The organism is Aquisphaera insulae, from assembly GCF_011064615.1.
GTDB lineage: Bacteria > Planctomycetota > Planctomycetia > Isosphaerales > Isosphaeraceae > Aquisphaera > Aquisphaera insulae.
This window is the reverse complement of sequence record NZ_JAALJH010000062.1, coordinates 29,976-55,590: the sequence shown is the minus strand read 5'-3', so window position 1 is coordinate 55,590 and position 25,615 is coordinate 29,976. Positions and strand designations below refer to the sequence as shown.

24 protein-coding genes are annotated in these 25,615 nt (G+C 68.7%); 16 read left to right on the top strand and 8 right to left on the bottom strand.

Features of this window, described 5'->3' with window-relative positions:
• Positions 1-225 (bottom strand): hypothetical protein (locus G6O54_RS26130; RefSeq protein WP_165229847.1); only part of this gene is annotated, 225 nt, incomplete at its 3' end.
• A gap of 511 nt (positions 226-736) precedes the next feature.
• Between G6O54_RS26130 and G6O54_RS26125 the strand changes: the two genes are divergently transcribed.
• From G6O54_RS26125 to G6O54_RS26065, 13 genes are all read left to right on the top strand, one after another.
• Positions 737-1,357 (top strand): hypothetical protein, encoded by a 621-nt coding sequence (locus G6O54_RS26125; protein WP_165229844.1) that lies wholly within the window; start codon positions 737-739, stop codon positions 1,355-1,357.
• 87 nt (positions 1,358-1,444) lie between these two features.
• The gene (locus G6O54_RS26120) at positions 1,445-2,146 is read left to right on the top strand and encodes a DUF1326 domain-containing protein (RefSeq protein WP_165229841.1); all 702 of its coding nucleotides are present in this window, start codon (positions 1,445-1,447) and stop codon (positions 2,144-2,146) included.
• Positions 2,147-2,215: 69 nt separating this feature from the next.
• Entirely contained in the window at positions 2,216-2,899 is a 684-nt protein-coding gene (locus G6O54_RS26115) for a hypothetical protein (protein ID WP_165229838.1), read from the top strand.
• 95 nt (positions 2,900-2,994) lie between these two features.
• Positions 2,995-4,476 carry a M48 family metallopeptidase gene (locus tag G6O54_RS26110; RefSeq protein ID WP_165229835.1) on the top strand — a complete coding sequence of 494 codons (1,482 nt, stop codon included), beginning with the start codon at positions 2,995-2,997 and terminating at the stop codon, positions 4,474-4,476.
• A gap of 305 nt (positions 4,477-4,781) precedes the next feature.
• Complete coding sequence (locus G6O54_RS26105; RefSeq protein ID WP_165229832.1) at positions 4,782-6,413, top strand: sensor histidine kinase; 1,632 nt, start codon at positions 4,782-4,784, stop codon at positions 6,411-6,413.
• A 108-nt stretch (positions 6,414-6,521) separates the two neighbouring features.
• Positions 6,522-7,961 carry a sigma-54-dependent transcriptional regulator gene (locus G6O54_RS26100; protein WP_250847091.1) on the top strand — a complete coding sequence of 480 codons (1,440 nt, stop codon included), beginning with the start codon at positions 6,522-6,524 and terminating at the stop codon, positions 7,959-7,961.
• A 185-nt stretch (positions 7,962-8,146) separates the two neighbouring features.
• Positions 8,147-10,681, top strand: coding sequence for a serine/threonine-protein kinase (locus G6O54_RS26095; protein ID WP_165229829.1), 2,535 nt, complete (start codon positions 8,147-8,149; stop codon positions 10,679-10,681).
• Between the two features lie 87 nt (positions 10,682-10,768).
• Positions 10,769-11,389, top strand: a complete 621-nt coding sequence (locus G6O54_RS26090; RefSeq protein WP_165229826.1) for a sigma-70 family RNA polymerase sigma factor — start codon at positions 10,769-10,771, stop codon at positions 11,387-11,389.
• Complete coding sequence (locus tag G6O54_RS26085; protein ID WP_165229823.1) at positions 11,386-11,640, top strand: hypothetical protein; 255 nt, start codon at positions 11,386-11,388, stop codon at positions 11,638-11,640. The genes G6O54_RS26090 and G6O54_RS26085 overlap by 4 nt, the downstream gene beginning before the upstream one ends.
• A gap of 55 nt (positions 11,641-11,695) precedes the next feature.
• The gene (locus G6O54_RS26080) at positions 11,696-11,923 is read left to right on the top strand and encodes a hypothetical protein (RefSeq protein ID WP_165229819.1); all 228 of its coding nucleotides are present in this window, start codon (positions 11,696-11,698) and stop codon (positions 11,921-11,923) included.
• A gap of 97 nt (positions 11,924-12,020) precedes the next feature.
• On the top strand, positions 12,021-13,073 hold the full coding sequence (locus G6O54_RS26075) for a DUF1559 domain-containing protein (RefSeq protein WP_165229862.1): 1,053 nt from the start codon (positions 12,021-12,023) through the stop codon (positions 13,071-13,073).
• Between the two features lie 39 nt (positions 13,074-13,112).
• A complete protein-coding gene (locus G6O54_RS26070) occupies positions 13,113-14,174 on the top strand; it encodes a TlpA disulfide reductase family protein (RefSeq protein ID WP_165229816.1) in 1,062 nt (353 codons plus the stop codon).
• Between the two features lie 146 nt (positions 14,175-14,320).
• A complete protein-coding gene (locus tag G6O54_RS26065) occupies positions 14,321-15,859 on the top strand; it encodes a hypothetical protein (protein ID WP_165229813.1) in 1,539 nt (512 codons plus the stop codon).
• Positions 15,860-15,954: 95 nt separating this feature from the next.
• Here the strand turns inward: G6O54_RS26065 and rnhA are convergent, their stop codons facing one another.
• Together rnhA and lexA are read right to left on the bottom strand one after the other, a co-directional pair.
• Positions 15,955-16,440 (bottom strand): ribonuclease HI, encoded by a 486-nt coding sequence (gene rnhA, locus G6O54_RS26060; protein ID WP_165229810.1) that lies wholly within the window; start codon positions 16,438-16,440, stop codon positions 15,955-15,957.
• Between the two features lie 130 nt (positions 16,441-16,570).
• The gene (lexA, locus tag G6O54_RS26055) at positions 16,571-17,179 is read right to left on the bottom strand and encodes a transcriptional repressor LexA (protein ID WP_165229807.1); all 609 of its coding nucleotides are present in this window, start codon (positions 17,177-17,179) and stop codon (positions 16,571-16,573) included.
• Positions 17,180-17,466: 287 nt separating this feature from the next.
• On the opposite strand from lexA, the gene G6O54_RS26050 reads away from it, so the two are divergent.
• Complete coding sequence (locus G6O54_RS26050) at positions 17,467-18,249, top strand: PIG-L deacetylase family protein (protein WP_165229804.1); 783 nt, start codon at positions 17,467-17,469, stop codon at positions 18,247-18,249.
• A gap of 20 nt (positions 18,250-18,269) precedes the next feature.
• Here the strand turns inward: G6O54_RS26050 and accD are convergent, their stop codons facing one another.
• Both accD and G6O54_RS26040 read right to left on the bottom strand, forming a co-directional pair.
• Positions 18,270-19,115 (bottom strand): acetyl-CoA carboxylase, carboxyltransferase subunit beta, encoded by an 846-nt coding sequence (gene accD / locus G6O54_RS26045; protein WP_165229801.1) that lies wholly within the window; start codon positions 19,113-19,115, stop codon positions 18,270-18,272.
• Positions 19,116-19,203: 88 nt separating this feature from the next.
• Complete coding sequence (locus G6O54_RS26040) at positions 19,204-19,800, bottom strand: histidine phosphatase family protein (protein ID WP_165229798.1); 597 nt, start codon at positions 19,798-19,800, stop codon at positions 19,204-19,206.
• A gap of 298 nt (positions 19,801-20,098) precedes the next feature.
• Between G6O54_RS26040 and G6O54_RS26035 the strand changes: the two genes are divergently transcribed.
• Positions 20,099-21,898, top strand: a complete 1,800-nt coding sequence (locus G6O54_RS26035; protein WP_250847090.1) for a DUF885 domain-containing protein — start codon at positions 20,099-20,101, stop codon at positions 21,896-21,898.
• Between the two features lie 369 nt (positions 21,899-22,267).
• A complete protein-coding gene (locus G6O54_RS26030; protein WP_165229795.1) occupies positions 22,268-22,531 on the top strand; it encodes a hypothetical protein in 264 nt (87 codons plus the stop codon).
• Positions 22,532-22,659: 128 nt separating this feature from the next.
• Here the strand turns inward: G6O54_RS26030 and G6O54_RS26025 are convergent, their stop codons facing one another.
• The 3 genes from G6O54_RS26025 to G6O54_RS26015 form a co-directional block, all read right to left on the bottom strand.
• A complete protein-coding gene (locus G6O54_RS26025; RefSeq protein ID WP_165229792.1) occupies positions 22,660-23,880 on the bottom strand; it encodes a hypothetical protein in 1,221 nt (406 codons plus the stop codon).
• A 167-nt stretch (positions 23,881-24,047) separates the two neighbouring features.
• Positions 24,048-24,410, bottom strand: coding sequence for an FHA domain-containing protein (locus G6O54_RS26020; RefSeq protein ID WP_165229789.1), 363 nt, complete (start codon positions 24,408-24,410; stop codon positions 24,048-24,050).
• Entirely contained in the window at positions 24,407-25,015 is a 609-nt protein-coding gene (locus G6O54_RS26015; protein WP_165229786.1) for an FHA domain-containing protein, read from the bottom strand. Before G6O54_RS26015 ends, G6O54_RS26020 begins: the two co-directional genes overlap by 4 nt.
• Between the last annotated feature and the right edge of the window lie 600 nt (positions 25,016-25,615).

Sequence of the window (25,615 nt, the reverse complement as noted above, 5' to 3'; positions counted from 1 at the left end):
TTGCGGGTCATCGACGACGAGCTCGGGCGGATCGAGGCCCTGGACGGTGATGCGGACGCGGCTGGCCGCGACGACGATGCGGCATTCCTGGCGGAGGCCGAGCTCGAAGGGCCGAGGCGCGAGGTCGCGGCGATGAGCCGGGAGCTGATGGAGGTCCTCGACGAGCTCTGCCGGCTCCGCAAGGGGAGGGGGGCTCCCTCGGTCGGAGCCGGCTCGGTCCGTCAACCGGGTGAGCCCGACCCGGAGTCGTCGCCGGGGGCCTACGGAAATGAGAATAATGGGACCACAAGCGTGCCGTCTGAGACGCCGCAAGTCGATTGCAGGGAAGGAAATCCGGGATGCATTCAAGAGCCTTTATGCGACGAACGAAGCCAAATCGACGGCGCGGGGGGATCACGTCGGGAGGTGGGCCTATGCCGACGAAGGGGAGCGGGAGAGACAGTTGAGGCTCCGCCCCGGCCGGAGGACGAATCCGGCGTCGGGACGGCTCCTCCCCGCGATGGCCGGGGCTGGATTGGTGGGGAAGGTGGTGGTCGATCCTGGTCCCGAGACTGGCCTTGCCCGAAGTCCGGTTCTGGGGTAGTGATGCCGTGGATCCTCGGACCGGGTCCGTCAACGCCCTTCCCGCCGGCCGTCGGCGTGGTGGTGCAGCCGACGTCATGTCTTTTCACGGTCCGGCCATCGCCCGATCACGGCGATCAAATCGCGATCGCCCGCGAAAGGAGCTCGGATAAGAGTGGCCCGCGCGCATGGACAACCGGGTTGGAGGCGGCTCGCCCTGGCGGCGTTGCTGGCCTCGCTCTCGGCCGCGCAGGCGGGCTGCTCGCTGGCGACGCGCTCGCAAGTCGCCGAATGCCGGCGGTTCAGCCAGGAGGTCCGGGCGGAGAATGCCCGGCTCAAGGACCAGGTGCTCGCGCTCCGGACCCAGAACGAGGACTATGCGGAGCGGGCCGTGGACGACGGCAAGCGGCTGGCCCGGCTCGAGGATGCCAACCGGGAGCTCGAGACCTCCGTCGTGGCCTTCCAGGAGGATCGGAGCCAGCTCGAGGCCGCCTACCAGGAGCTGCGGGCGAACCTCCCCGGCGCGCCGCAGACGCAGCTCTCGCTCCGGGACAACGAGAAGGACACGCCGCCCGAGGTCCGCCCGGTCCCCCGGTCGAAGCCGATACCGAGGTCGCCCACGCGGGTCGCCGATCGGGGGGAAGACCCCGGAACCGACCCCATCGCGCCGGAGGACGATCCACCCCGGCCGCGGGCGAAGGAGTCCTCCCGGGGAACCGACCGCTGGATCCCGTCCGGCCGGAGTCCGGCCCGGCCGATCCGCCAGGACGAGCCGGCCGACGTCGGCGCGCCTTGACTTGTCGGCGGCACGGCTCGGATAATTCGGACCAGGACAGCGTCGAGACTCGCCCAGCTCATCCTTCCCACCAAGGAGCCTTGCATCATGCGGTATTCGCCGGCAGCCCTTTGCGGTGCCTTGCTCCTCGCCTGCGCAACCGCCAGGGCCGAGGGGCTCGAGGGGGATTATGTCGAGGCGCGGACGGCCGACGTGTTCACCGGGCCGTGCATCTCCAATTCCGAGATCTTCACGACGGGGCACCAGGCGGTCCTCGCCTGGAAGGTGCGGGAAGGCGCGTGGAAGGGCGTGGACCTGACGGGCCTCTGCGTGGCCGCGGCCGTCGAGGGGACGACGACGTTCTCGAAGGACCGTCAGGAAGCGGCCTCCGCGATCCTGATCCTGGACCGGAAGGCCAGCCCCGAGCAGCGTGAGGCCCTGGCGGCGATGGCCCGAGAGCTCGGCGGCGCCCGCCTGAAGAACATCCGGGCCGTGAAGACGGCGTCGATGACGCTCAAGCTGGAGGAGCACGCCGCGTCCGAGGCCGACTCGGTGCACAAGGCCCACGGCATGCCCCAGGCCCCGCGGGCGTCGTTCTGGGCCGCCGGCCTGGCGCAGATCGTCACCCGGCCGCTGGACGAGACCGACCACTTCTGCGGCAACGAGGTCATCGCCTATCAGCCCCTGTCGCAGGGGGTCAAGGCGCAGCCGGCCTACACGCTGGGCCACGAGTTCAAGGGGGAGGGCCTCCCCTCTCGCTGGAGCGACCCGAATTGCCGCAGCAGCTTCGTGGGCCGCTTCGCCCTCTGAGGCGGCCCGGGCTGCGGCCGCCGCGTCAACCTGAAGATGACAGCGTAGAGGCGTTCAATGATGCGATCGATGCGAGCGGGTGCGTTCTGCGTGATCATGGCCCTGGGGGCGGGCGTGTCGATCGCCCAGGATGCCTTCAAGGTCGAGGAATCGACGGAGGCGGCGCCGGCGGGCCTGGCGCCCGACGTCGCCTCCGCCCTGAACCCGCGGGGCTACAAGGTCTCCGATCCGGAAGGGAAGCCGCTGGCCACGCTCTGGCTCCGCAAGGAGATCCCCGCCGCCACCAAGCCGGAGGCGCCGAAGGGGAACATCCAGTTCCCGTTCCTGGCCGAGAGCGAGCTGATCGGCGCGATCCGGTTCGACGGCGAGGGGCACGACTACCGCGACCAGGCGATCCCGAAGGGGCTGTACACGGTCCGCTACGGGCTCCAGCCGGTCAACGGCGACCACCTGGGGGTCAGCCCGTTCCGCGATTACTCGCTGCTCCTGCCGGCGGCCAAGGATCGATCGGTCGCCGTCCTGGCGAAGAAGCAGTTCGAGACCCAGAGCGCGGAGGCGGCCGGGACGAGCCATCCGGCGATCCTGTTCATGCTGTCGGCCGCGCCGGACGCCAAGGCGCCGGCCATGATCCACGACGACCAGAAGAACACCTGGCGCGTGGTCGTCCCCCTGAGCCTGGCCGTCAAGGGGGAGGCGAAGCCGGAGTCGTTCCCGGTCGCGATCGTGGTCGTCGGGGCCTCGGAGGGGGCTTGAAGACGGCGTAATGTTGCGCATGTGGGTGAACTGACCTTGATGGACTCCCTTCGGTTGCCGGCCCGCCGCGGGGCCGTCGCGAGCGAACACCAGACATGCCGATCTCCTTGCTGATCGCCCTGCTCATCGCCTTCGGGATCGACCTGCCCGGTCCCGAGGTCCCGGGCTCGCTCGTGCCGTTCCGCATCCTGGAGGCCGCCGGCGGGGTGCTCCTGATCGCGGTGATGTCGTTCGGGCTGGGGGGCTGGGTGGCGTCCCGCGTGGCCCACGCCGGCTACGCCTCGGGGCGGGTCTTCCGGCGATACATCCAGGGGTCGCGGCTCTTGACCATGGCGGGCCTGGGCATCTACGCCTGGATCATCCACGGCGTGGGCTGGTCGGGCCTGGTGCTCTCCAACTGGAAGCTCGAGGGCTCGATCCTGGTGGACGACCTGGCGATCTTCGCCCCGTTCCTGCTGATCCAGCTCGCGACCTGGAGCGGCCTCTACCTGGCGGAGCGGGCGCTTCACGGCGCCCGGAACTGCCCCCCCTGGCACACGTATTTGACGCTGAAGTCGCGACAGGCGATCGGGCTGACGCTCCCCGTGATCCTGATCTTCGTGCTCCGGCACGACGTCTTCGGCCGGCTCTGGCCCGGCTGGCACCGGCACCCGGCGGCCGAGCCCATCGAGCTGGCCTGCCTGGGGCTCTCGATCCTCTTCGCCTCGCCGCTGTTCATCCGGCTGGCCTGGCCGACGCGGAGCCTCCCCGACGGCCCGCTCCGCCGCCGCCTGGAGCGGGTGGCGAGGCGCGTGGGGTTCCGGTTCACCGACTTCCTGGTCTGGGACACAGGGGGGATGATGGTCAATGCCTGCGTGACCGGGGTCCTGCCGTGGTTCCGCTACGTGCTCCTGAGCGACGCGCTCCTGGACTCGCTCAGCCCGGCCGAGGTGGCCGCGGTCTTCGGCCACGAGGTCGGCCACGTGGCCCATCGCCATCTGCCCTACTTCGGCTTCTTCTTCATGGGGAGCCTGGCGTTGATCTCGCTGGCGGCCGGGGCGATCTCGATCCCCGAGGCGTGGGTCGCGGGGCTGCCGTGGATCGACCCTTCCGACGTCTCCCAGGCGACCGAGATCGCCGAGGCCGGGCTGCTGCTGGCGGCGGCCGGCGTGTTCTTCTGGCTGGTCTTCGGGCACCTCTCGCGACGGTTCGAGCGGCAGGCGGACGTCTTCGGCTGCAAGGTGGTCTCCTGCGGCGACCCCGACTGTCCCCCGCACTTCGACTTCGATGAGGAGGGCTCGCCGCCCGCGGAGGGACGGCCCCGCCCGCTGGACGGCCTTTGCCCCGTGGGGATCCAGGTCTTCACGGATGCCCTCTCCTGCGTGGCTCGCCACAACGGCCTGGACATCCGGGCCAGGTCGTGGCGGCACGGGAGCATCGCCAGCCGGATCGACTTCCTCCGCGGCCTCCAGGCCAACCCTCGCGGCGAGCCCGCCTTCCAGAGGAGGGTCCGCGCCCTCCGGGCGACGGTCGCGGCCCTCCTGATGGCGACGTTCGCCGTGGCCCTTTTCACGCATTCCTGGGAGCTGTTGCCCTAGGGCTTTGTCACGGCTCAACGGTGGGGATGACTACGTGACAGGCAAGAACGCCTACTACGTGACAGGCAAGAACGCCTACTACGTGACAGGCAAGAATGCCTGTCCTCCGGGGGGCAGACATTCCTGTCTGCCATTCCATCCTTTCCCTCGGACTCGAGCAGGAACCTGGCCGTGGAATCCCGCCGAGTCGGTTTGAGCCATCGGGCGACTTCTGGTATAAGCTCCGGCGGCCGCCCGGAGACACCCGTCCCGGGCACCCGCCCCAGCACCACACCGCAGCCCAACCGAACGACAGGGAGGTCGTCATGGTCCGATGGCCCATTCGCATCAAGCTCGTCGCCGGACTGAGCGTGGTGGTCGGGATGATGCTCATCCTCCTCGCGGGCTCCGCCTTCGGCCTCCATTCCTTCCACATTAGCTACCTGACCCAGTCGGATCAGCTCGTCGAGATGGGGGCCTCGGTGGACCTGATCGACCGCGTCTTCCGGCTCCAGCTCCACGGCGAGGGGACACCCGAGGAGCGAGCGGAGCTTGCCGGCCGGGTCCTGGAGGCACGCGAGGCCCTGCTGACGTACTTCCGGCTGCTCAAGCAGAACACGCTTCGGGGCAACCGTGCCAACAGCGGGCTCGACGAGCTCGGCCTGGCCTTCCGGATCGATGACGACCTGGCCGCGATCCTCGCCGAGCTTTCGCCGGAGAAGGCGGCCGGCCCGATCCTGCCCGGCACGACTTACTACGTGAAGGAACGACCCGACCTGCTCCCCCAGATCGAGCCGGCGACCGACCTGAAGTCTCGCCTGGCCCGCCTCAACCGCACGGTGATGCTCCTGCCCAAGGAGCTTTTCGGGGACTTCAACGACATCCTGGTCCTCTCCAAGGGGCAATACCTGACCAGCCGGGCGATCGTCTGGACGTCGGCCCTGATGGTGATGGCGATGCTCGCGGTCCTGATGCTGCTCTTCCACCACTGGGTGCTCTACCCGGTGCGGCTCCTCCAGCGCGGGGTGCGGCGGGTGGCGCGGGGCTCTTTCGACTACAAGATCGAGCTCAACACGGGCGACGAGATGCAGGACCTGGCCGAGGCCTTCAACGACATGACGGCGAAGATCAGCATGACCTACGCCGACCTGGAGCAGCAGGTCAACGAGCGGAGCCGGCAGCTCGTCCGCTCGGAGCGGCTGGCCGGGGTGGGGTTCCTGGCGGCGGGCGTCGCGCACGAGATCAACAACCCGCTGGCCTCGATCGCGTTCTGCTCCGAGGCGCTGGAGAACCGCGTGGGGGGGCTCCTCAGCGGCTCGGACCATCCTGATCACAGGGTGATCCAGAACTACCTGAAGATGATCCAGGAGGAGGCGTTCCGGTGCAAGAACATCACCGAGAAGCTCCTCGACTTCTCGCGCTGCAACGACATCCAGCGCGAGCGGACGGACATGGTGGGCCTGATCCAGGGGGTGGTGGACATGATCCGCCACATCGGCAAGTACCGGGGCAAGACGATCGCCTTCCAGCCCAAGGAGGCGGTGATGGCCCACGTGGACGGCCAGGAGATCAAGCAGGTGGTGCTGAACCTGGTCGTCAACGCGCTGGACTCCATGGAGACCGGCGGGGTGCTCCGGATCGAGGCGCGCTACGGCCACGGCATGGCCGAGATGGTGTTCGCGGACAGCGGCTGCGGGATGCCGGCGGACGTCCTGGAGAACATCTTCGAGCCGTTCTTCACCCGGCGGCGGGTGGGGAAGGGGACCGGCCTGGGCCTGTCGATCACCCATCGGATCGTCAGCCAGCACCACGGCGAGATCATGGCGAGCAGCCCCGGCGAGGGGCAGGGCTCGACCTTCAAGGTCCGGCTGCCGATCCACCCGTCCGAGGTCGACGAGGGGCGTCCCCCGCGCGAGTCGCCCGCGACCCGGGGCGCCGTGCTGGCGGCCGCCGGCTGAGGTCGATTCCGAACACGATATGATCATGATAGACTGCGAACGGATCGGGCGGCCGGGGCGCCGGGAAGGAAACCGGCGGGAGACGCGGGCCGATTCAGGGAGGGATCGATGATCGAGAAGTCACGCCAGGGGGGCCTGCGGATCCTGTTCGCCGACGACGAGGCGCACCTCCGGGACCTGATGCAGATGGAGCTGCCGCGGCTCGGCCACGAGGTCGTGGTCTGCCCCGACGGCGCCGCGGCGCTGAAGGCCCTGGAGCGGGGGTCGTTCGACGCCGCCCTGCTGGACATCCGCATGCCCGGCATCACCGGCATCGAGGTGCTCAACCAGGTCAAGCAGGTCAGCCCGGACACCCAGGTGATCATCCTCACCGGCCACGCCACGGTGGACACGGCGGTCCAGGCCCTGAGGCTGGGCGCGTTCGACTACCTGACCAAGCCGTGCAAGTGGGCGGAGCTGGAGGTCCTGCTCCAGCGGATCGTCGAGCGGCGGGACCTGACCAACAAGACCGCCGCGCTCGAGACCCGGCTGAAGATCGCCGAGGGGACGCCGATGCTGATCGGCGAGACGCCGTCCATGCAGCAGGTCCATCGGCTGATCGACACGATCGCGCCGACCGAGGCCACGGTGATGATCCTGGGCGACACCGGCACCGGCAAGGAGCTCGTCGCCCGCAACCTCCACGACAAGAGCGAGCGGGCCTCGCGGACCTTCATCCCGGTGAACTGCGGCGCCCTGCCGGAGAACCTGGTCGAGAGCGAGCTCTTCGGCCATCGCAAGGGGGCCTTCACCGGCGCCGAGTCCAACCGCAAGGGGCTCTTCGAGGTCGCCAACGGCGGCACCCTGTTCCTGGATGAGGTGGGCGAGCTGGACAAGAGCGTGCAGGTCAAGCTGCTCCGCTTCCTGGAGTCCGGCGAGATCCGCCGCGTGGGCGAGAACGAGCCGTTCCGAGTCGACGTGCGGGTCCTCTGCGCGACCAATCGGGACCTCCGCGAGATGGTGAAGACCGACCTCTTCCGGGAGGACCTCTTCTTCCGCCTGAACACGTTCGAGATCATCCTGCCGCCCCTCCGCGAGCGGAAGGCCGACCTGCCGGCGCTCTGCCGCCACCTGCTGACCCGGTACACGTCGAGGCGGGGGACGGGCCACATCGAGATCAGCCCCGAGGCGCTCGACATGCTGTCCTCCCACGACTGGCCGGGGAATATCCGCGAGCTGGCCAACGCCATCGAGCGGGCGGCGATCCTCGCCGGCCGCGGCCCGATCCTCCCCGAGCACCTGCCCGCGCAGCTCCCGGCCAGGTCCGGCCGCTCCGCCCAGGCCGCCCCGGCCCACGCGGCGATCGGCTCGCCTCATTTCGCCATCCCCGAGGGGTCGCCGACCCTCCGCGACGTCGAGATGAGCTACATCCAGGCCGTCCTGGAGAAGCACAACGGCAACAAGGTCGCCGCCCACAAGGAGCTCGGCATCAGCCTGAAGACGCTCTACAACAAGATCAACCAGCTCCAGCAGACGTGGACCGCCGCCGGCCGCCCCGAGGGGGGCTGAGGCTCGCCGGCCCCCGGCCCCGGCCTGGATAGAATCCGAGGCGCTCCGGTATGCTGGTATCGGCTCGAGGGCGGGTCGACCGCCCGACGATCTCGAGCCACCTTCGATCGCGCCGGATCCCCGTTCGCCGCGCGGGAGGAGGGCCCGCGGAGACGGCCGGGGGATCGCCGTCGGAGTCCATCCCGATGCCGGATCAGGTGCTCGATGAGGGGCGAGCTCGGGCCGACGCGAACGTCGGCCCGTCGTCGTCATCGGGACAGATCGATCCGGGCCTGGCGCGGCTCTTCGAGGACCTGCTGAAGCGGCTCCAGGGCGGCGGCACGATCGACGTCGAGGCGGCGGCGGGCGAGCACCCGGCATGGGCCGACGAGATCCGCAGGATGGCCCCCATCCTGCTCGACCTGGCGATGCTGGGGCGGGGCGACTCCGCGAGCATCGCCAGGGGGCGGGAGATCGGCGGCTTCCGGATCGATCGCGAGATCGGCCGGGGGGGGATGGGGATCGTCTACGAGGCCGAGCAGTCGGCGCTGGGGCGGCGGGTGGCCCTGAAGGTCCTGCTGACGGCGGCCTCGCTGGACTCGCAGTCGCTCCAGCGGTTCCAGCTCGAGGCCCGCGTCGCCGGCCTGCTCCAGCATCCGCGGATCGTGCCCGTCTACGACGTCGGGCTGGCGGACGGCGTCCCCTACTATGCGATGCAGCTCGTGGAGGGGGGCAGCCTGGCCGACCTGATCGCCACGATGCGAAGCCTGGACCGCAACGGGGGCGGTGCGGGATCCGAGGCCTCGGCCCTCGACGCCCTGGCCGGCGGCCTGCTGTCCGGGCGGTTCGCCCCGGGGGCGGTGCGGGAGGCGGTCCGATCGGTGGCCGTCGCCCACGGATCGATCCACGAACCGTCCTACGTCCGGACCGTGGCGAGGCTGGGCGTCGAGATCGCGGAGGCGCTGGGCTACGCGCACGAGCAGGGGGTAACCCACCGCGACATCAAGCCGGCGAACCTGCTGCTGGACCATCGGGGCGACGTGTGGGTGGTCGACTTCGGGATGGCCGACGTCCAGGGGGGGGCCGGGCTCACCATGACCGGCGGCCTCCCCGGCACGCTTCGCTACATGAGCCCCGAGCAGGCATTGGGGCGTCGAGCCCTGGTGGACCGTCGGACCGACATCTATGCCCTGGGGGTGACGCTCTATGAGCTGCTGACGCTTCGGCCGGCGATCGAGGGGGGCGATCGGCAAGAGATCCTCCGCCGGATCGCCGAGGTGGAGCCGGCCCCGATCCGTCGCCTCAATCCGGGCGTTCCGGTCGACCTGGCGACGGTGGTGGGCAAGGCGATGGCGAAGGGCCCGACCGAGCGCTACGAGACGGCCGGCCGACTGGCCGACGACCTTCGCCGGTTCCTGGATGGCCTGCCGATCGCGGCCCGGCCGGTCGGCCCCGCCGCCCGGGCCTGGCGCTGGTGCCGCCGCAAGCCGATCACCGCGTCGCTGATCGCGGCGCTGGCCGCCTCCCTGATCCTGGGCCTCGCCGCCGTGACCTGGGGTTGGCGACGGTCGGCCCGCCAGGAGCGGCTGCTCGCGGCCTCCGAACGGGCGACCCGCCTCGAGGCGGCCAAGCTCGCGGCCGTCCATCGCTTCCTGGTCGATCGCCTGCTCGGCCAGGCCTCGCCGGAGATCAACCCCGACGGGGGCCGCACGACGATCCGCGAGGCGCTCGACCGCGCCTCGACGGACGTGGGCCCGGCCTTCGTGGGACAGCCCGACGTCGAGGCCGCCGTCCGGCTGGCGATCGGCAAGGCGTATCACGGTATCGGCGACTACGCGACGGCCGAGCGGCATCTCCGCCTGTCCCACGACCTGTTCCGCGGCCTGTCGGGCGAGCCGGCCGACGAGATGCTCGAGGGCGAGGCCGAACTCGGCCATGTCCTGGCGCACCTGGGCCGCCTCGACGAGGCCGAGCCGCTGCTCATGGACGCCGTCGACCGCTCCCGCCGGCGGCTCGGCGCGGATTCCCCGACGGCGCTGCAGGCGTCCGGCTACCTCGCCGAGTTGCTTTCGACCCGGGGGCGGGGCGAGGAGGCCGAGGCCGAGTATCGCCGGATCCTGGCCGTCGGCGACGCCGCGCCCGGGGTCTCGCCCGACGTGGTCCTCTCGGCCCGCAACGACCTCGGGGACCTGCTCCGCCGCCGCGGCCGGCTCGACGAGGCCGAGGCGATCCTGCGGCGGACCATCGACGACGCGACCGCGCTCCGCGGGCGCAAGCACCCGGCGGCCCTGTCCGCCCTGAACAACCTGGCCGCCGTGCTGGAGAAGCGGGGCAAGGACGAGGAGGCCGAGAGGATCTTCCGCGAGTCCCTCGAGACCAATCGCGAGGTCCTGGGCCCGGATCATCCCGGCAGCCTCACCGGGGAGTACAACCTGGCCCACGTCCTGGCGAAGCTCCACCGCGACCGGGAAGCCGAGTCGATCTTCCGCCGCGTCCTGGAATCGCATCGGCGCGTCGTCGGCCCCGATCATCCGTCCACGCTCTTTGTCTCCAGCAGGCTGGGCGAGTTCCTCCATTCGCGGGGCCGGACCGACGAGGCCGAACGCCTCCTTCGGTCCACGCTGGAGGCCCAGCGGCGGGCCGTCGGCCCGGAGGATTCCGCCACCCGGCTGACCGCCGGACGCCTCAAGGCGTTGCTGGACGAGCGAGCCCTGGCCGCCCACCGGCCGTCGCAACCCTGACGGCGTCCCCGGGGCTTTCTCGCCGAATCCGAGAAATTCCGCGTAAGGACGCGCCTCCGTCCGCGGGGTAAGCCTTGGGAGAGGACGATGACCACCGAGGGAGTCGGGGCCTTGGATGCGCTGATCGAGAGGACCCTGTCCGGCGACGCGTCGGCACGCCTGGAGTTGCTGGAGCGGCATCGCGACGACCTCCGGAGGATGGTCAGGGCGCGGCTGAACCGCCGGCTGGCGTCGCGGATCGACCCCTCGGACGTCGTCCAGGACGCGCTGGCGGACGCCTCGCAGCGGCTCGACGAATATCTCCGCGACCGGCCCCTGCCGTTCCTCGGCTGGCTCCGTCAGCTCACGGCGGATCGTGTCGTGGACGCCCACCGGCGGCACGTCATCGCCCAGGCGCGGAGCGTCCGCCGCGAGGCGCCGGAGCCGATCTCGTGGGACGATTCGGCCTCGGCCCTCGGCCATAGCCTGGTGGCCAACGACACCAGCCCGAGCGCCCGGATGGCCGTCCAGGAACGGCTCGAACGCGTCATGGGCGTGCTCCAGGCGATGGCGGAGAAGGACCGGGAGATCCTGGTCATGCGACACATCGAGCAGCTCCCCGCGGCCCAGATCGCCGAGGCACTCGGCTGCACGGTCGGAGCGGCGGAGGCCCGCATCTATCGGGCACTCGTTCGGCTTCGCGCCGGACTGGAAGGTCTCGAGCTATGAACGACGGCCCACCGCCCGAAGACATCGTCGATCCCGCGCTGGCGGGCCTGGCCGAGGAGATTACGACCCAGCTCCAGGGGGGAAAGGCGAGGGCCGTCGAGGCGATCATCGAGCGCCATCCGGCCGAGGCCGGTGCCCTGCGGGCAATGCTGCCGACGCTCCGCCGGCTCGCCGAGCTCGCTCGCGTCGTCTCGCCGAGGAATCCTCGCGGGCGGGACTTCTCCGATCGTCGGCCCCCCGTCGATGCCTGATACGGATCAAAGACCGCAAATCCAGAACCCCGGGACAAGGAGCCCACGCCACCCGATGAACGCCGAGAGCCCACGCAAATTCACGCCCGCTGCCTTCATCCTCCCCCTCGTCGTGATCCTCGGCGCGATCGCCGGATGCGGCGACGAGCCCTCGCGGAATGCCGGCACGATCGACATGCCCGAACGCAGCACCGCGAAGCCCGACCTGAAGCAGGCCGCCGCCGACGCCAAGGCGAGGGCCAAGGAGGCGAAGGCCGCCAAGGCCGCCTCGCCGAATCGCTGACGCCTCGATCCTCCCCACGGAACTCCTGCGGCGCCCTCTCTCTCCGGGGCGCCCGCGCTTCCCATCACCCCGTCCCCGTTCGCATGGAGCCCTTCTCATGTTGCGTCGTCCGACCCCGGAGCCGCGTCGTCGCGGCTTCACCCTGATCGAGTTGCTGGTGGTCATCGCCATCATCGCCGTCCTCATCTCGCTGCTGCTGCCGGCGGTCCAGTCCGCCCGCGAGGCCGCCCGGCGGATGCAGTGCACCAACAACCTCAAGCAGCTCGGGCTGGCCGCGGCGAATTACGAGTCGTCCAACGGGTCATACCCCCCGGCCAATATCTACACCCAGCAGGGCAATTCGCAGTTCGGCTTCTCGGAGTTCGTCCGCATGGCGCCATTCATCGAGCAGGGCGCCGTCTACAACTCCGCAAATTTCAACTGGAGCTACGCCGCCCCGTGCAACAGCACGCTGGCCTCGGTGAGCCTCACCATGCTCCTCTGCCCGAGCGACCCCACGGCCGGTACCCCCTCGAATGTTGATGCCGCGATCTACGGCTTCTCCGGGGTCTCCATCCTTCAGGCCCGCACCTACTACTCCGGCTGCGGCGGCCCGTGGAACGCCAACGGCTTCCAGGTCATCCCCACGCTCGGCGCCGATCCCTCGCTCACGCAGTACCAGAAGGGGGTCATCGTCGACCAGGGGCCGGTGAAGATCGCCTCGATCACCGACGGCACCAGCAACACCATGGCCTTCTCCGAGAACGGCCACGGCTTCATCAATCCCAAGTCCGCCGACTATTACCACAACTGGAACGACGGCGACCCCAGCGTCGGCGTCTTCGAAGCCAGGTTCCCGCCCAATAGCTGGAAGAAGTACAAGGGCCTGCCCAGCTACTGGGTCATCTGCAACCCGATGAGCTTCCACCCGGGGGGCGTGAACGTCTCGTTCGCGGACGGCTCGGTCCGCTTCATCAAGGACACGGTCGACTCCTGGCAGATCGCCACGCCCGTCTCCAACGGGCTGCCCATCGGCGCGAACGCGGAGATGTACTCGAACGTCGGCCCCGGCGACTACGGGTTCACGCTCCAGAACGGCGCCTACATGGGCGTCTGGCAGAAACTCTCGACGCGCAACGGCGGCGAGGTCATCAGCGCCGACCAGTATTGAGCCGCCACGCCTGGCCATCCCCACCGGAGCCCGCCCGACATGAACCTCCCGCTCGTCCGGACCGTCGTCCTCTGCCACTGCCTGACCGCGGCCGCCCTCGCCGACGGGCCGGCCCGGTCGCCCGCCCAGATCCTCGCCGATTTCGACGCCGTCCTCGCCCCGACCCTGGATCGCTCCAGGGGCGGGGACAAGGACGCCATCAAGGTGTACCGCGAGGAGGCCGTCCGGGCGTCCCGCCGCAAGGGAGAGCTCGCCCTCGAGCTCTTCCGGGCCGATCCCGATCACCCGCGAGTCCCCGCCATGCTCATCGGGCGCTGGATCGAGACGATGATGGCTCCGGCCACGGCCGGGGCGACCATCGCCGAGGTCGACCAGGCCCTGGCCCACTTCAAGGACCCGGGACAACGCAAGACCGCCCGCCAGATGAAGGCCATCGCGACCGTGGTCTCCCACCCCGACGATCCCCGCGCCGCGCTCCCGGAGGTGGATCGTTTCCTGGCGGATTACCCGAAGGACCCGATGGGCGCCAATCTGCTCAACGGCTTCGCGATGTCCGTCAAGGATCAAGAGCTGAAGAAGTCGCTCCTCCTGAGGCTTGCCGCGGAGTTCCCCGACTCGCCGCTCGCGAAGTCCGCCGCCAGGGCGCTTGCCGCGCTCGACCTCGTCGGCAAGCCGCTCGATCTCGAGTTCGTGGACGCCGTGAGCAAGCAGCCCGTCTCGCTCAGGGGCCTGAAGGGGCAGGTCGTCGTGATCGACTTCTGGGCCACCTGGTGCGGCCCCTGCGTGGCCAGCATGCCCGCCCTCAAGGAGCTGAACGACCGGTACAAGGACAAGGGCCTCTCGGTCCTGGCCGTGAACCTGGACGAGGGGGACGAGGGCCGCGAGAAGATGGCCGCGTTCGTGGCGAAGAATGGCCTCCCGTGGCCCCAGTACCACGACGGCAAGGCCTGGGAATCTCCGCTCGTCGAACGGCTGGGCGTCACCGCCATCCCGGCGCTGGTCGTGATCGACAGGGCCGGTAAGATCGCCGAGCTCGACGCGCACGATCGCCTTGCGGAGATCCTGCCGCGATACCTGGCCGCCCCGGCGCCCGCCCGATAGGCCGGGCCGCCCGGCGAGATCCGTCGGGGCCGGTCCCGGAGCGGGGGTATCCCGGGATCGCCCGACCTGCGTAGAATGAGCGCCATTCGATCCCGATGGACCGCATTCCCCGCGCAACCTCTCCCCCATCGCGAAGGGATACCATCATGAGCGACAAGCTCCCGCGGCGGGACTTTCTCCAGGCCGCCTCGGCCTTCGGCCTCGGCGCGGGACTCGGCCCGGTGGAGGCCCTCCGCGCGATCACGCCCGCGACGGCCGCCGAGGCGAGGGTGGATCCGGAGATCGTCCGGTTCCGTCCGGAGATCGAGCCGGTCGTCCGATGGATCGAGGAGACCCCTCGCGACCGGATCTTCGACCGCGCGGCCGAGGAACTGAAGGCGGGGCTCGGCTACCGGCCGCTGCTCGCGGCGCTCTTCCTCGCCGGCATCCGCAACATCAAGCCGCGCCCCGTCGGCTTCAAGTTCCACGCGGTCATGGTGATCAACTCCGCCCATCTGCTGGCGCAGACGTCTCCCCTGGCCGATCGCCTGCTGCCGATGTTCTGGGCGCTCGACAACTTCAAGGCGTCGCAGGCCGCCGACGTGAAGGAAGGGGACTGGTCGCTCGGCCCGGTCGACGATTCGCGGATCCCGCCCCCCCACCTGGCAAGGCTGGAATACCTCCACGCGATGGAGACCTGGGATGCGGAGGCGGCCGACGCGGCCATCGCCGGCCTCTGCCGGTCCGCCGGTTCGGCCGAGACCATGGAGCCGGTCTGGCGGATGGCCGTCCGCGACCAGCGGAATATCGGCCACAAGGCGATCTTCGCGGCCCAGAGCTGGCGGACCCTCCAGGCGATCGGCTGGGAGCACGCCGAGCCCGTCCTCCGGTCGCTCACCTACGGCATGCTCGACCTCCAGGGGGACAAGCCCGCACCGATCGGCCCGTATGAAACCAGCCTCGAGCAGGCCGCCAAGATCCGCCGCGACTGGCAGGTCGGTCGGGCCGACCCGGGCGCGACCCGTTCGCTCCTGCGGGCCCTCCGCGAGGCCACCCCGGAGGCCGCCGTGGCCGAGGCCGCGAAGCTCCTCAACGAGGGGATCTCTCCGGGTGCCATCCTGGACGCGGCGGCCCTCTCCGCGGGCGAGCTGATGATGCGCAACCCCGGCATCATCAGCCTCCACGCCACCACCGCGACCAACGCGCTGCACTACATCCACGAGTCCAGCGGCGACGACACGACGCGGAAGCTGGCCCTCCTGCAGGCGATCGGCTGGCAACCCCTCTATCGGGACCGCTCGAGGGCCGCCGGCCGTGTGGAGATCGACGGCCTGGCCTCCGCGGAGAAGCCCCCGGTCGGCCCGGAGACCACCGACCGGGCGAAGTCCGAGGAGGCGATCGGCGCGATCCTCGCCTCGCTCGACGGCCATCGCGATCAGGCCGTGACGAAGATGATCGACTTCCTCTCCCGCGGCGGCTCCTCGATGCGACTCTTCGCCGCCGTCCGGAAGGTGATCCTCCACCGGGCCACCGACAGCCACGATTACAAGTTCGGCGCCGCGATCTGGGAGGAATGCCTCGCCGCCACGGACCCGCGGTGGCGTGCCCCGCTCGCCGCCGCGGCGCTCTACCAGATCCCCGGCCCGTCGGCCGGCGATAGCCCGCTCATGACCCGCGCCCGCGAGGCGATCGGACGAGCCATTTAGGTCCCATTATGGGTGCATTCCATGCATCCCGCGGGAGCCGGCGCGGTGCGGTACGGTACGACGGCCGGCCCTGCCGCGGCCGGCGCGATCCGCCTCTAACGCCCGTTCCGCTTCAGCTCCTTGTACGCCTCCACGGCCATGCGGTCGCACGCCTCGTTCTCGGGATGGCCGCGATGGCCCAGGACATGGGTGACCTTCACCTCGTGCGAGGCGAGGAGCTCATCGAGCCGCATCCAGAGGTCGGAGTTCATGACGGGCTTGAGCTGGCCCTTCTCCTTCCGCTTCCAACCCTGACGCTTCCAGTTCGCCATCCACTCCGTGATCCCCTTGGCGACATACTGGCTGTCGGTGACGAGCTCGACGCGGCACCGGCGCTTCAGCGACGCCAGGCCCTCGATGGGGCCGGTGAGCTCCATCCTGTTGTTGGTGGTGTCCCATTCCGCGCCGGAGTCGTTCTGCTCCTTGCCCGTCGCCGGATGCTGGAGGATGTACGCCCAGCCGCCGGGGCCGGGGTTGCCGCTGCATGCGCCGTCGGTGAACAGCCTGACGAGGTCGGCCGGGGCCGAAGGGTCCGCTTCCATGACGTGTCCATTGCGGGCGACGATCGTGACGCCCCTCCTGAAAGGCGGCGACCGCCGAGATCCCTCGGCGGTCGCGGTTGGAGTTCGGGCGTCCATGATGGGCCCGTGGGGGCGGCCCGTCAAGCGATCCTCAGTACTTGCGGACCACCCCGACGAGCACGCCGAGGATGTTCACGTGATCCCGGAAGATCGGCTTCATCGTGCGGTTCGCCGGCTCGAGCCGGAAGCGGTTCTTGTCGCGGAAGAGCTTCTTGAGCGTGGCCTCCCCCTCGTCGTCCCGGACCGCCACGATCTGGCCGTCCCGCGCCTGCTCCTGTTTCTTGATGATCACGAAATCGCCGTCGGCGATGTGCTCCTCGATCATCGAGTCGCCGGAGACCTGGAGCGCGAACCGATCGGTGGCGTCGGTCCACTCGGAGAACGTCAGCTCGTCCTGCTGCTCGATCGCCTCGATCGGCTGCCCGGCCGCGATCCGCCCCACCAGCTTCACCCCGGCATGACCGGCCGCGGTGGGCGGATCTTCCAGGAGCTGGATCGCCCGCGACATGTTCGGCTCGCGGTGGATCAGCCCCTTCTTCTGCAACGCCTTGAGGTGGCACATCACCCCGTTGGGGCTCTTGATCTGGAAATGCACGCCGATCTCGCGGACCGTCGGGCCGTAGCCCCGGCCCTGGATCTTGCTGCGGATGAAGCCGTAAATCTCGCGCTGCTTCGGCGTCAAGACTTCCAGGTTGGCCATTCGAGGTCTCCTCAATCAAATCAATATGTCATGTCATTCTATTCGCATGTGCCCCTGCATGCGAACTGCGGGACACGGACGAACACTACGTGGCCCTTTGGTGGCTAATGTACACAGGTCGTCTAGCGCACGCGAGAACATTTTTCCGGTTGGTCGATTTTTTCCATCAGTGGGGAACGACTTTACGGCATCTGACGGTGGGATGGGGGTTGAGCGGGGGCCGCGAGGGCCTTTAACCTGGGCGAGTTCCCGGCCCGCCGGAATCGCCACCCGTTCGAGGATCTCCCATGCAGAATGACATCCGAATCCTGGCCATCCATGCCCATCCCGACGACGTCGAGTTCCAGTGCGCCGGGACCCTCGCGCTGCTCCGGGAGTCGGGCTGCGAGGTGACGATCGCCACGATGACTCCCGGCGACTGCGGCAGCGCGGAGCACGACTGCGAGGCCATCGCCGCGATCCGCCGCGACGAGGCCGCCAGGGCCGCGGCCCTGATCGGGGCCCGGTACGTCTGCCTCGAGTTTCGCGACCTGGCCATCTTTAACGACGACGACTCCCGCCGGCGGGTCACCGAGGCCATCCGGAGGGCCCGGCCCGACGTGATCCTCACGGCCCCTCCGGTGGATTATCTCTGCGATCACGAGATGACCAGCCTGCTGGTCCGCGACGCCTGCTTCGCCGCGCCCTGCCCGAACTATGCGACCCGGCAATGGGATCCGGCCGGCCCGCTGGCGCGGATCCCGCACCTTTACTTCGTGGATGCCCTCGAGGGCTCCGATCGCGACGGTCGCCCCGCGCCGGTGGACTTCCACGTGGACATCTCGCGGGTCTTCTCGACCAAGCGGGAGATGCTCGCCTGCCACGCCAGCCAGCGGAACTGGCTGCTCCGCCAGCACGGCATCGATGAGTACCTGGACAGCCAGGCGAAGTGGGCGGCCCATCGCGGGGCGGAGATCGGCGTCGAGCGGGCCGAGGGATTCCGACAGTACCGGGGGCATGCCTACCCGCAGGACAACCGGCTCCTGACGCTGCTCCGCCAGGACGGCCGGGGCGGCGCCGTCGGCCGATGATCAGGGGGCCGCGAGGATGATCAGGGCGCCGCGAAGTTGATGACCTGGGCGATCATGCTCCGCAGGTCGTGACGGTTGACGATCCGGTCGATGAAGCCGTGCTCGAGGTGGAACTCGCTGGTCTGGAAGCCCTCGGGCAACTGGACGCGGACGGTCTGCTCGATGATCCGAGGGCCCGCGAAGCCGATCAGGGCCTTCGGCTCGGCCAGGATGATGTCCCCGAGCGAGGCGAAGCTGGCGGCCACGCCACCCATGGTCGGGTTGGTCAGGACGCTGATGAAGAGCCCCCCGGAGGACCGGAAGCGTCCCAGCGCCGTGGAGATCTTGGCCATCTGCATCAGCGAGAAGATCCCCTCGTGCATGCGGGCCCCGCCGCCCGAGCCGCTGACGATCACCAGCGGGAGGCGCTGCTTCATCGCCTCTTCCACGGCCCGGGTCAGCTTCTCGCCGACGACCGAGCCCATCGAGCCCATGATGAAGCTGCTGTCCGTGATCCCGAGGATCAGCCGGATCCCCTTGATGAATCCCTGGCCCACCAGGGCCGCCTCTCGCAGCCCGGTCCGGGCCTGCTCGGCCTTGATCCGCTCCGGATAGGGGCGGCGGTCGTCGAACCCCAGCGGGTCGGCCGGGAGCAGGTCGGCGAACCACTCCTCGTAGGTGTCCGGATCCAGGAGCTGCTGGATCCGCTCGACGGCCGTCACCGGGAAGTGGAAGTTGCACTCGGGGCAGACCTTGGCGTTCTGCTCCACCTGCTTGCGGAAGAGCGTGGCGCTGCAGCCGTCGCAGCGCATCCAGACTCCCTCGGGGACCCGCTTGGTTTCCGAATGCCCCTGCCAGGCATTCGCCGATCCGCCTTTCTTGGCCATGGCTCGCTGCTCTCCCGGCGGCGTGGCCGCCCCTGTTCCGGCCCGGTGCGAGCCCTCAAACTCCCGTTCTCGCGGGCGATTGTCAATGTCAAGAGAATCCGCTGGCCAGCAGGTCGGCGGGCACGTCGATCCGCTCGCAGCCGCAGCAGGGGAGCTGTTCGTCGAGCTGGAAGCGGGACGTCTTCCGGAGGAAGCAGGAGACCAGGCGGGCCAGCGGCTCGCCCACGACCAGGCCGATCAGCTCGCCATCCTGATGCCGCCGGATCAGCGGCTTGAAGGCGGCCTTGACCCGGTCCAGCGCGTCCTCGATGGTCTCCCCCTGGGGCGGGCAGATCGTCCGGGGATCTTCCATCCATTGGCGGAAGAGCCTGGTGTTCCGCCTCCGGATCTCCTCCACCTGCAAGCCCTGCCAGAGGCCGTGATCCAGGTTCCTCAGCTCGTCGATCCGCCGGGGCCGCAGCCCCAGGGCCCGGCCGATGATCTCCGCCGATTTCAGCACGCTCTCTCCGGGACCGCAATAAAGGGCGGTGATCGTCTCGGCGTCGGGTGTCTCGGCGAGCTCCTCGGCCAGGCGAGAGACCCTCGCCCGCCCCTCGTCGCTCAACGGGATGTCCAGCACGCCCTGGACGCGATTCTGTTCGTCGTAGATCGTCGCGCCCGGGCGGATCAAAAGTACTTGTGCCATCGAAGCGGCCATCGGTCTCCCAGATTCCGCGGCGCCGTCGATCGTCTCCCTGGCTAAAGGGTCGATCACGGCAGGGCTCCGCGCCTCGTGTGCTATTTTCCCAAACCTCTCGGGTTTCGGCAACGCTCAACCCGCCGGTCGATGCCTCCATGCCTCCCCGCGAGGCGTCGTGGAACGCCACCCAGGCCGTGTGTCGCCGACAGGCGGTGTCCGCCGTGATCCTCGACGAGTAGAATCGGCATCCGGCGGATACCGCCCTTGATCGAAATGTCCCACCGCCCTTGCGGAGTTGTCCTCGATGCGTCTTCCCCTCGTCGCGATGGCCGGTCTGGTGCTCTTCATGATCTCGAATGCGGCCCTGGGCGGCGAGACGGCCGGTCCGTCGGCGGGCGGGGACGATCGCCTGAATGCGATCTTCCAGGGCTATTTGAAGGAGCTCTTCCGCCGCGAGCCGATGACCGCCACCATGCTCGGCGATCACTCGCAGGACGACCGGCTCGACGACATCACCCCCGCGGCCCGGAAGGCCAATCTCGAGTTCAAGCAGTCCATCCTCGCCACCCTCTCCCGCGAGGTCGACCCGAAGGGCCTCTCCGACGACGGCCGCGTCGACCTGGATATATTCCGGAGCGCCCTGGCCCGCGATATCTGGCTGACCGAGAACTTCAAGCCGTTCGAGGAAGACCCGCGCGTCTACGGCGATTATGTGACGTCGAGCGTCTACCTCCTGCTCACCCAGTCGTCGCTGCCGAAGGACCTCAACCTGGCTCACGCCATGGCCCGCATCGAGCAGGTCCCTCGGATCCTCTCCGTCGCCCGCGCGACGATCAAGGTCCCGCCGAAGGTCGTCACCGAGACCGCCATCCGCCAGGCCGAGGGGGCCGTGGCGTTCTACACGACGGATCTCTTCGAACTCGCCGGGCAGAAGCCCGGAGAAGGCCCGCTGGGCGCGAAGGCTGCCGCGCTCGTCCCGGCGCTCAAGGCCCACGTCGAGTTCCTCAGGAAGGAGGTCCTCCCCCGGGCCGGAGAGAACTGGCGGATCGGCCGCGAGAAGTTCGTCAAGAAGCTGGACCAGGAGCTCGACGCGGGCCTCGGCGCCGACGAGGTCCTCGCGGAGGCGCGGCGCGAGGCCGATCGGGTCCAGCGCGAGATGGAGGTCATCGCGCGACAGGCCTGGGGCAAGCTCTTCCCCGGCAAGGTGATCCCGGCCGACGACCGTGAAGGCCGCCGCGAGCTGGTCCGCCGGGTGCTCGAGAAGGTCGCGGACAACCACGGGTCGGCGGAGACTCTCGTCGACGAGGCCCGTGCCACCGTCGGCGAGATCAAGGCGTTCATCCGCGACCGCAAGATCCTGACCCTGCCCGAGCCCGACCAGTGCCGGATCATCGCAATGCCCGAGTTCATGCGGGGGAACAGCGTCGCCTACCTGAACCCGGCCCCGCCGCTGGACACGCGCGGATCCAGCGAGTACGCCATCAGCCCGCCGCCTTCCGACTGGACGAAGGCCCGCGCCGATAGCCTGCTCCGCGAGTACAACCGCGCGATGCTCAAGATCCTGACCATCCACGAGGCCTACCCGGGGCACTACGTCCAGCTCGAATACAGCAACCGCTGCCCGTCGATGATCCGCAAGGTCCTTTCCTCGGGGACCTTCGCCGAGGGCTGGGCCGTCTACACCGAGCAGATGATGCTCGACCAGGGATTCGGGGACGGCGACCTCGGATTGCGGCTGAACCAGCTCAAGTTCTACCTCCGGGCCGTGGTCAACGCGATCCTCGACCACGAGATGCACGCCGGCTCGATGACCGACGAGCAGGCCATGGACCTGCTGATGAACCGCGCCTATCAGACCGAGGGGGAGGCCGTCGGCAAGATCATCCGCTCCAAGCAGTCGTCCTGCCAGCTCTCCACCTACTTCGTCGGCCGGATGGCGTTCTACCGCCTCCGCCAGGCGATCCAGAAAGAGCAGGGGGAGTCCTTCGACCTGGGCCGTTACCATGAAGCCGCCCTCGCCCACGGGACGATCCCGGTGAAGCACCTGCCGGGGCTGGTCCGAAAGACGCTGGGGTTGCCCGATTCGGGGATGCCTCCCCGGTGAGTCATCCCGCAGATCGGGCTGCCGTGGGAATCGCGGCGGGCGGAGAGTCCTTCGTGATGCACGAGGATCACCGTGGCAAGGAATGGCGTCTCCTGGACCATCCGAGGCCTGATGATCCTGACGGCCGTCGCGGCATTGCTGTTGCGTTGGTGCCCTGTCTCCGCAGTCCAGCTCGTTGTGATCGTCGTCATGTGGAACTCACGACAGCGACTTCAGGAGCGGAGCGGAAGACTCCTCTATCGTTTGGTCAGTCCGGGGCGGAGCTGGCTCCTCGGTCCCGTCCTGTGTTTCCTCACCCTTGGGATGTCTGTTGCCGGCTTCCTCCTATTTCCTGGTTCTCCCGATGATCTGAAGATCTCGCCTCTCTTCATGGCTGTTTACTACGGCTTGATCCTTCGATGGGCTCGACTCGAGCTGCGAGAACACGGTCTGCTGGGCGTAACCGGTTTCAGCACCTGGGAGAGCATCCTGGGGTGGTGGTGGGGACGAGACCACACGACACTCCATATCAAGATGCCGCTCGCGCTCTGCTCTCTTCGCGTCATGGCGAACGACACGGACCAGATCCAGGCGATCCTCGAGGATCGCCTGGGAGCCAGCAAGCAGTTCCGACCGGAGTTCGAGGCCGGTTAAGAGAGGCGAACCGACTGATACGTCCTCATGGTGAGTCATCCATCCACGACGAAGGCCCGCCGTCCAGCTCCGGGAGACAGAGCCAGCAGGCGGGCCATTCGGCCTTGTAGCAAGCTCCGCTGCGGCGATCACTTGGGCTGCCGATTCTCCTTCAGCTTCGGGACGTTCCCTCCGCTATCGCCGGGGTTGGGAGGGGCCGGTGTCGGGGCGGCGGCATCCTCTCCGCTGGGCTGGGCCTGCCTGCGGCCCTCGATGTGGTCGATGTCCATGGCCGAGAAGAAGTCGTGCAGCTTCGCCTTGCCCGCGCGGCCGGCACCTTCCTCGTCGAGCTGGGCTTCCTTGACGATCCGGTCGCGAGTGCGATCCAGCTCCGGGAAGATCGTGGCGTAGGCCTGCTTCTGGGAGGGTGTGGTGGCCGGCCCGAACCTCAGGTTGAAGGTCTGCATGAACGAGATCAGGTTGCCGACGCTCGTCTTCTCGATCTTGGAGAGCTCGCCGAGCACCTTGTCGATGTCCGGCTTCTCGAGCATCCGCGTGAGCGCCGAGACGGTCTTCACGAACTTCTGGGCCTCGAGGTTCTCGGCCTTGTCTTGCAGGGGCATGGCCGCGAGCTTGTCCTTGATCCGGCTATTCACGCCCCGGAGCCCCGCCAGGGTTCTGGGCGAGATCTCGCCCTTCTCCGCGTTCTCCTTGCGGACCTCGTCCACGAGCGCCTCGAAGTCCTTACGCTCGGATTCGAACCGCGGCTCGAGGAGGACGGCGGGCCACTGGGAGGAGGCCTTGAGCTGGGCCAGGCTGAACGTGATGGCCTCGGTCGCGCTCCGGAAGGGGACATCGCGGATCAGCTTGGCGTCGATCGACTCGTTGGCCGATCGCAGGACGGAGGAGTGGATCCGCGGGTCGGAAAGCTGGTCGAGGGCCGCGTTGAGGGCGTCGCCGGACTCGACGTCACGGGGAGTCGGCTCGTCCTGGACCCGCTTCATCATCGCGTCGTAGGCGTCCTTGTCCCGGGCGATATCCGCGTTCCTGCGCGCGTAATACTCGCGAGTCCCCTCTTTCTGGGACTCGTAGACATACTGGTTCCACCGCATGGCGGTGTCGGTGTTGATCGAATTGGCGACGGCGGTTTCCTGGTTGTAGATGCCCGCGCCCATGTTGAAATAGCCGAGGCCGCGGGCGATGTCCCCCTCGGCCGTGCCGCCATATCCCCCCAGCCCCCAGCCGCCCCAACCATATCCGCCATAGCCGGCCGGGTAATAGCCGTAACCGAACTGGGCCCGGGCCTGGCCCGGGAAGGCCGCCAGGGAGAGCAGGGCCCCGGCGGTAAGAGTCGTGATCGCGCGTCGCATCGTGGTCCCCTCGCGAGACGAAGGCCGTCCCGAAACGGCGACGGGACCGTCCCCGCATCCGCGGACCGATCCCGCGGCCAGGCGGCCCCTCGATCCTCGTACGCACATACCATTCCGGAAAAAGGGCACGCGCCGCGGAATCGGCCATGGGGGCCCGGCCGAGATGATCAGTCGATGGGCACCAGCCCAGGCTCCCCTTCGCCGGGACGGGGACGGGCGCGGGCGGGGACGGGCGGGGCCGTCGCCTCGGCGATCAGCCGATAGATCAGCGGGCCGATCGCGACCTCGTCGCCGGGCCGGAGCCGGGATTCCTCGACCGGCCGCCCGTTGACGCGGACGCCGTTATGACTTCCGAGGTCTCGAATCAAGATGCGATCATAGGCCATGACCAGGCAGCAGTGGCGACGCGAGATCTTGGGGAGATTGATCCGGACGTCGCACTCGGAGTGTCGGCCGATGAGCAGGACCGGACGCTGGAGGGAGATGACGGGCTGGGGGCCCTGCTGGACGGGGACTAGCTGATAGCTCATCCCGCGGGATTCTCCGGATCCGGCCTGGGCTTGGCCAGCAGGGCTGCCGCCTCGCCGTTGGGGGCCTCGTCTCCGGCCATCTGGACGATGACCTGGATCCGGCATTTCTCGGCGACCGAGGACGGGAGGATCTTGCGGACCGCGGCGGCCAGCGCGTTCTCCTCGGCGGGGAAGGGACTCAGGGGGAAGGGATCATCCGAATTCGGATTGGAGTTGCCCCGGCCGGTATCGTTCCCGTCGATCATCGGCAGGCGGGGCCCCGGCGAGGGGATCGGCGGCGATGAGTACGGGGCGGGACCGTCGGCGAGGGTCTGATCGTGCCCCTGACCCGTGTCCAGTCGATATCGAATATGTGCTATCGAAAGCTCGTCGTTCGCCTTGAGCCGGCCCATCTCGACGCGCTGGCCATTTATTCTGATGCCATTGGTGCTACCAAGATCGCGAACCACCACTTCGCCATTCTCTTGCATCATGCAACAATGATGGCGTGATACGCGTAGGGAATCTAACCGAGCATCGCAGGCGGGATGTCGACCGACGACGACCATGGCACGGTCCAGGACGATATCCGGACCTTCATCAAGCGCCACGAGTCGTGCGGTCATGGATAGTAATCCCGGGGTTGAGACCGATCGCAACATTTCCATGACATCTACACCCGGATCATGATTCATTCTAGTCGTAAGGGGTGTGGTCGCACAAACCTAAAATCCTCGTTCCGAGCGATCCCGGCCTGACTTCGAAGACCGGATGCCGCGACGGCCGAGTCGAAGCATACGCGATTCGGAGAGCCCCGGGCGAGCCGAGCGGGAGCCTATCCCAAGTATAAACCGCAATATCCCATCGCGTGCGACAGAGGAAAAGGAATTGCAAGATCCATACCCAGCCGACCAGGTTTACCGCCGAACTTGCCAGGTCGGAATCGCCGGGAATCGAGCCACTCCGGCTGCCCCGAGACGGCACGGCTGGACCGCGTCCCGGCTGCCGACGCGGACGGAGCACCGCGATCGATCCCTCTTGCTCGATAAAGCGGTGTCCACGGGTTCAGACGGGGTTGAATTCCGGCAACCCGACCGCGACACATCGGACCGAATGATCCCCCGCTCCCGTGCCGCTTCAACTGATCTGGTTTGAACTTACGGTTCGACCGCGGCTCGAGGGATCCTCCCCTGTGGTGGCGAAGATGGAACGTCATGCGGCGGTCG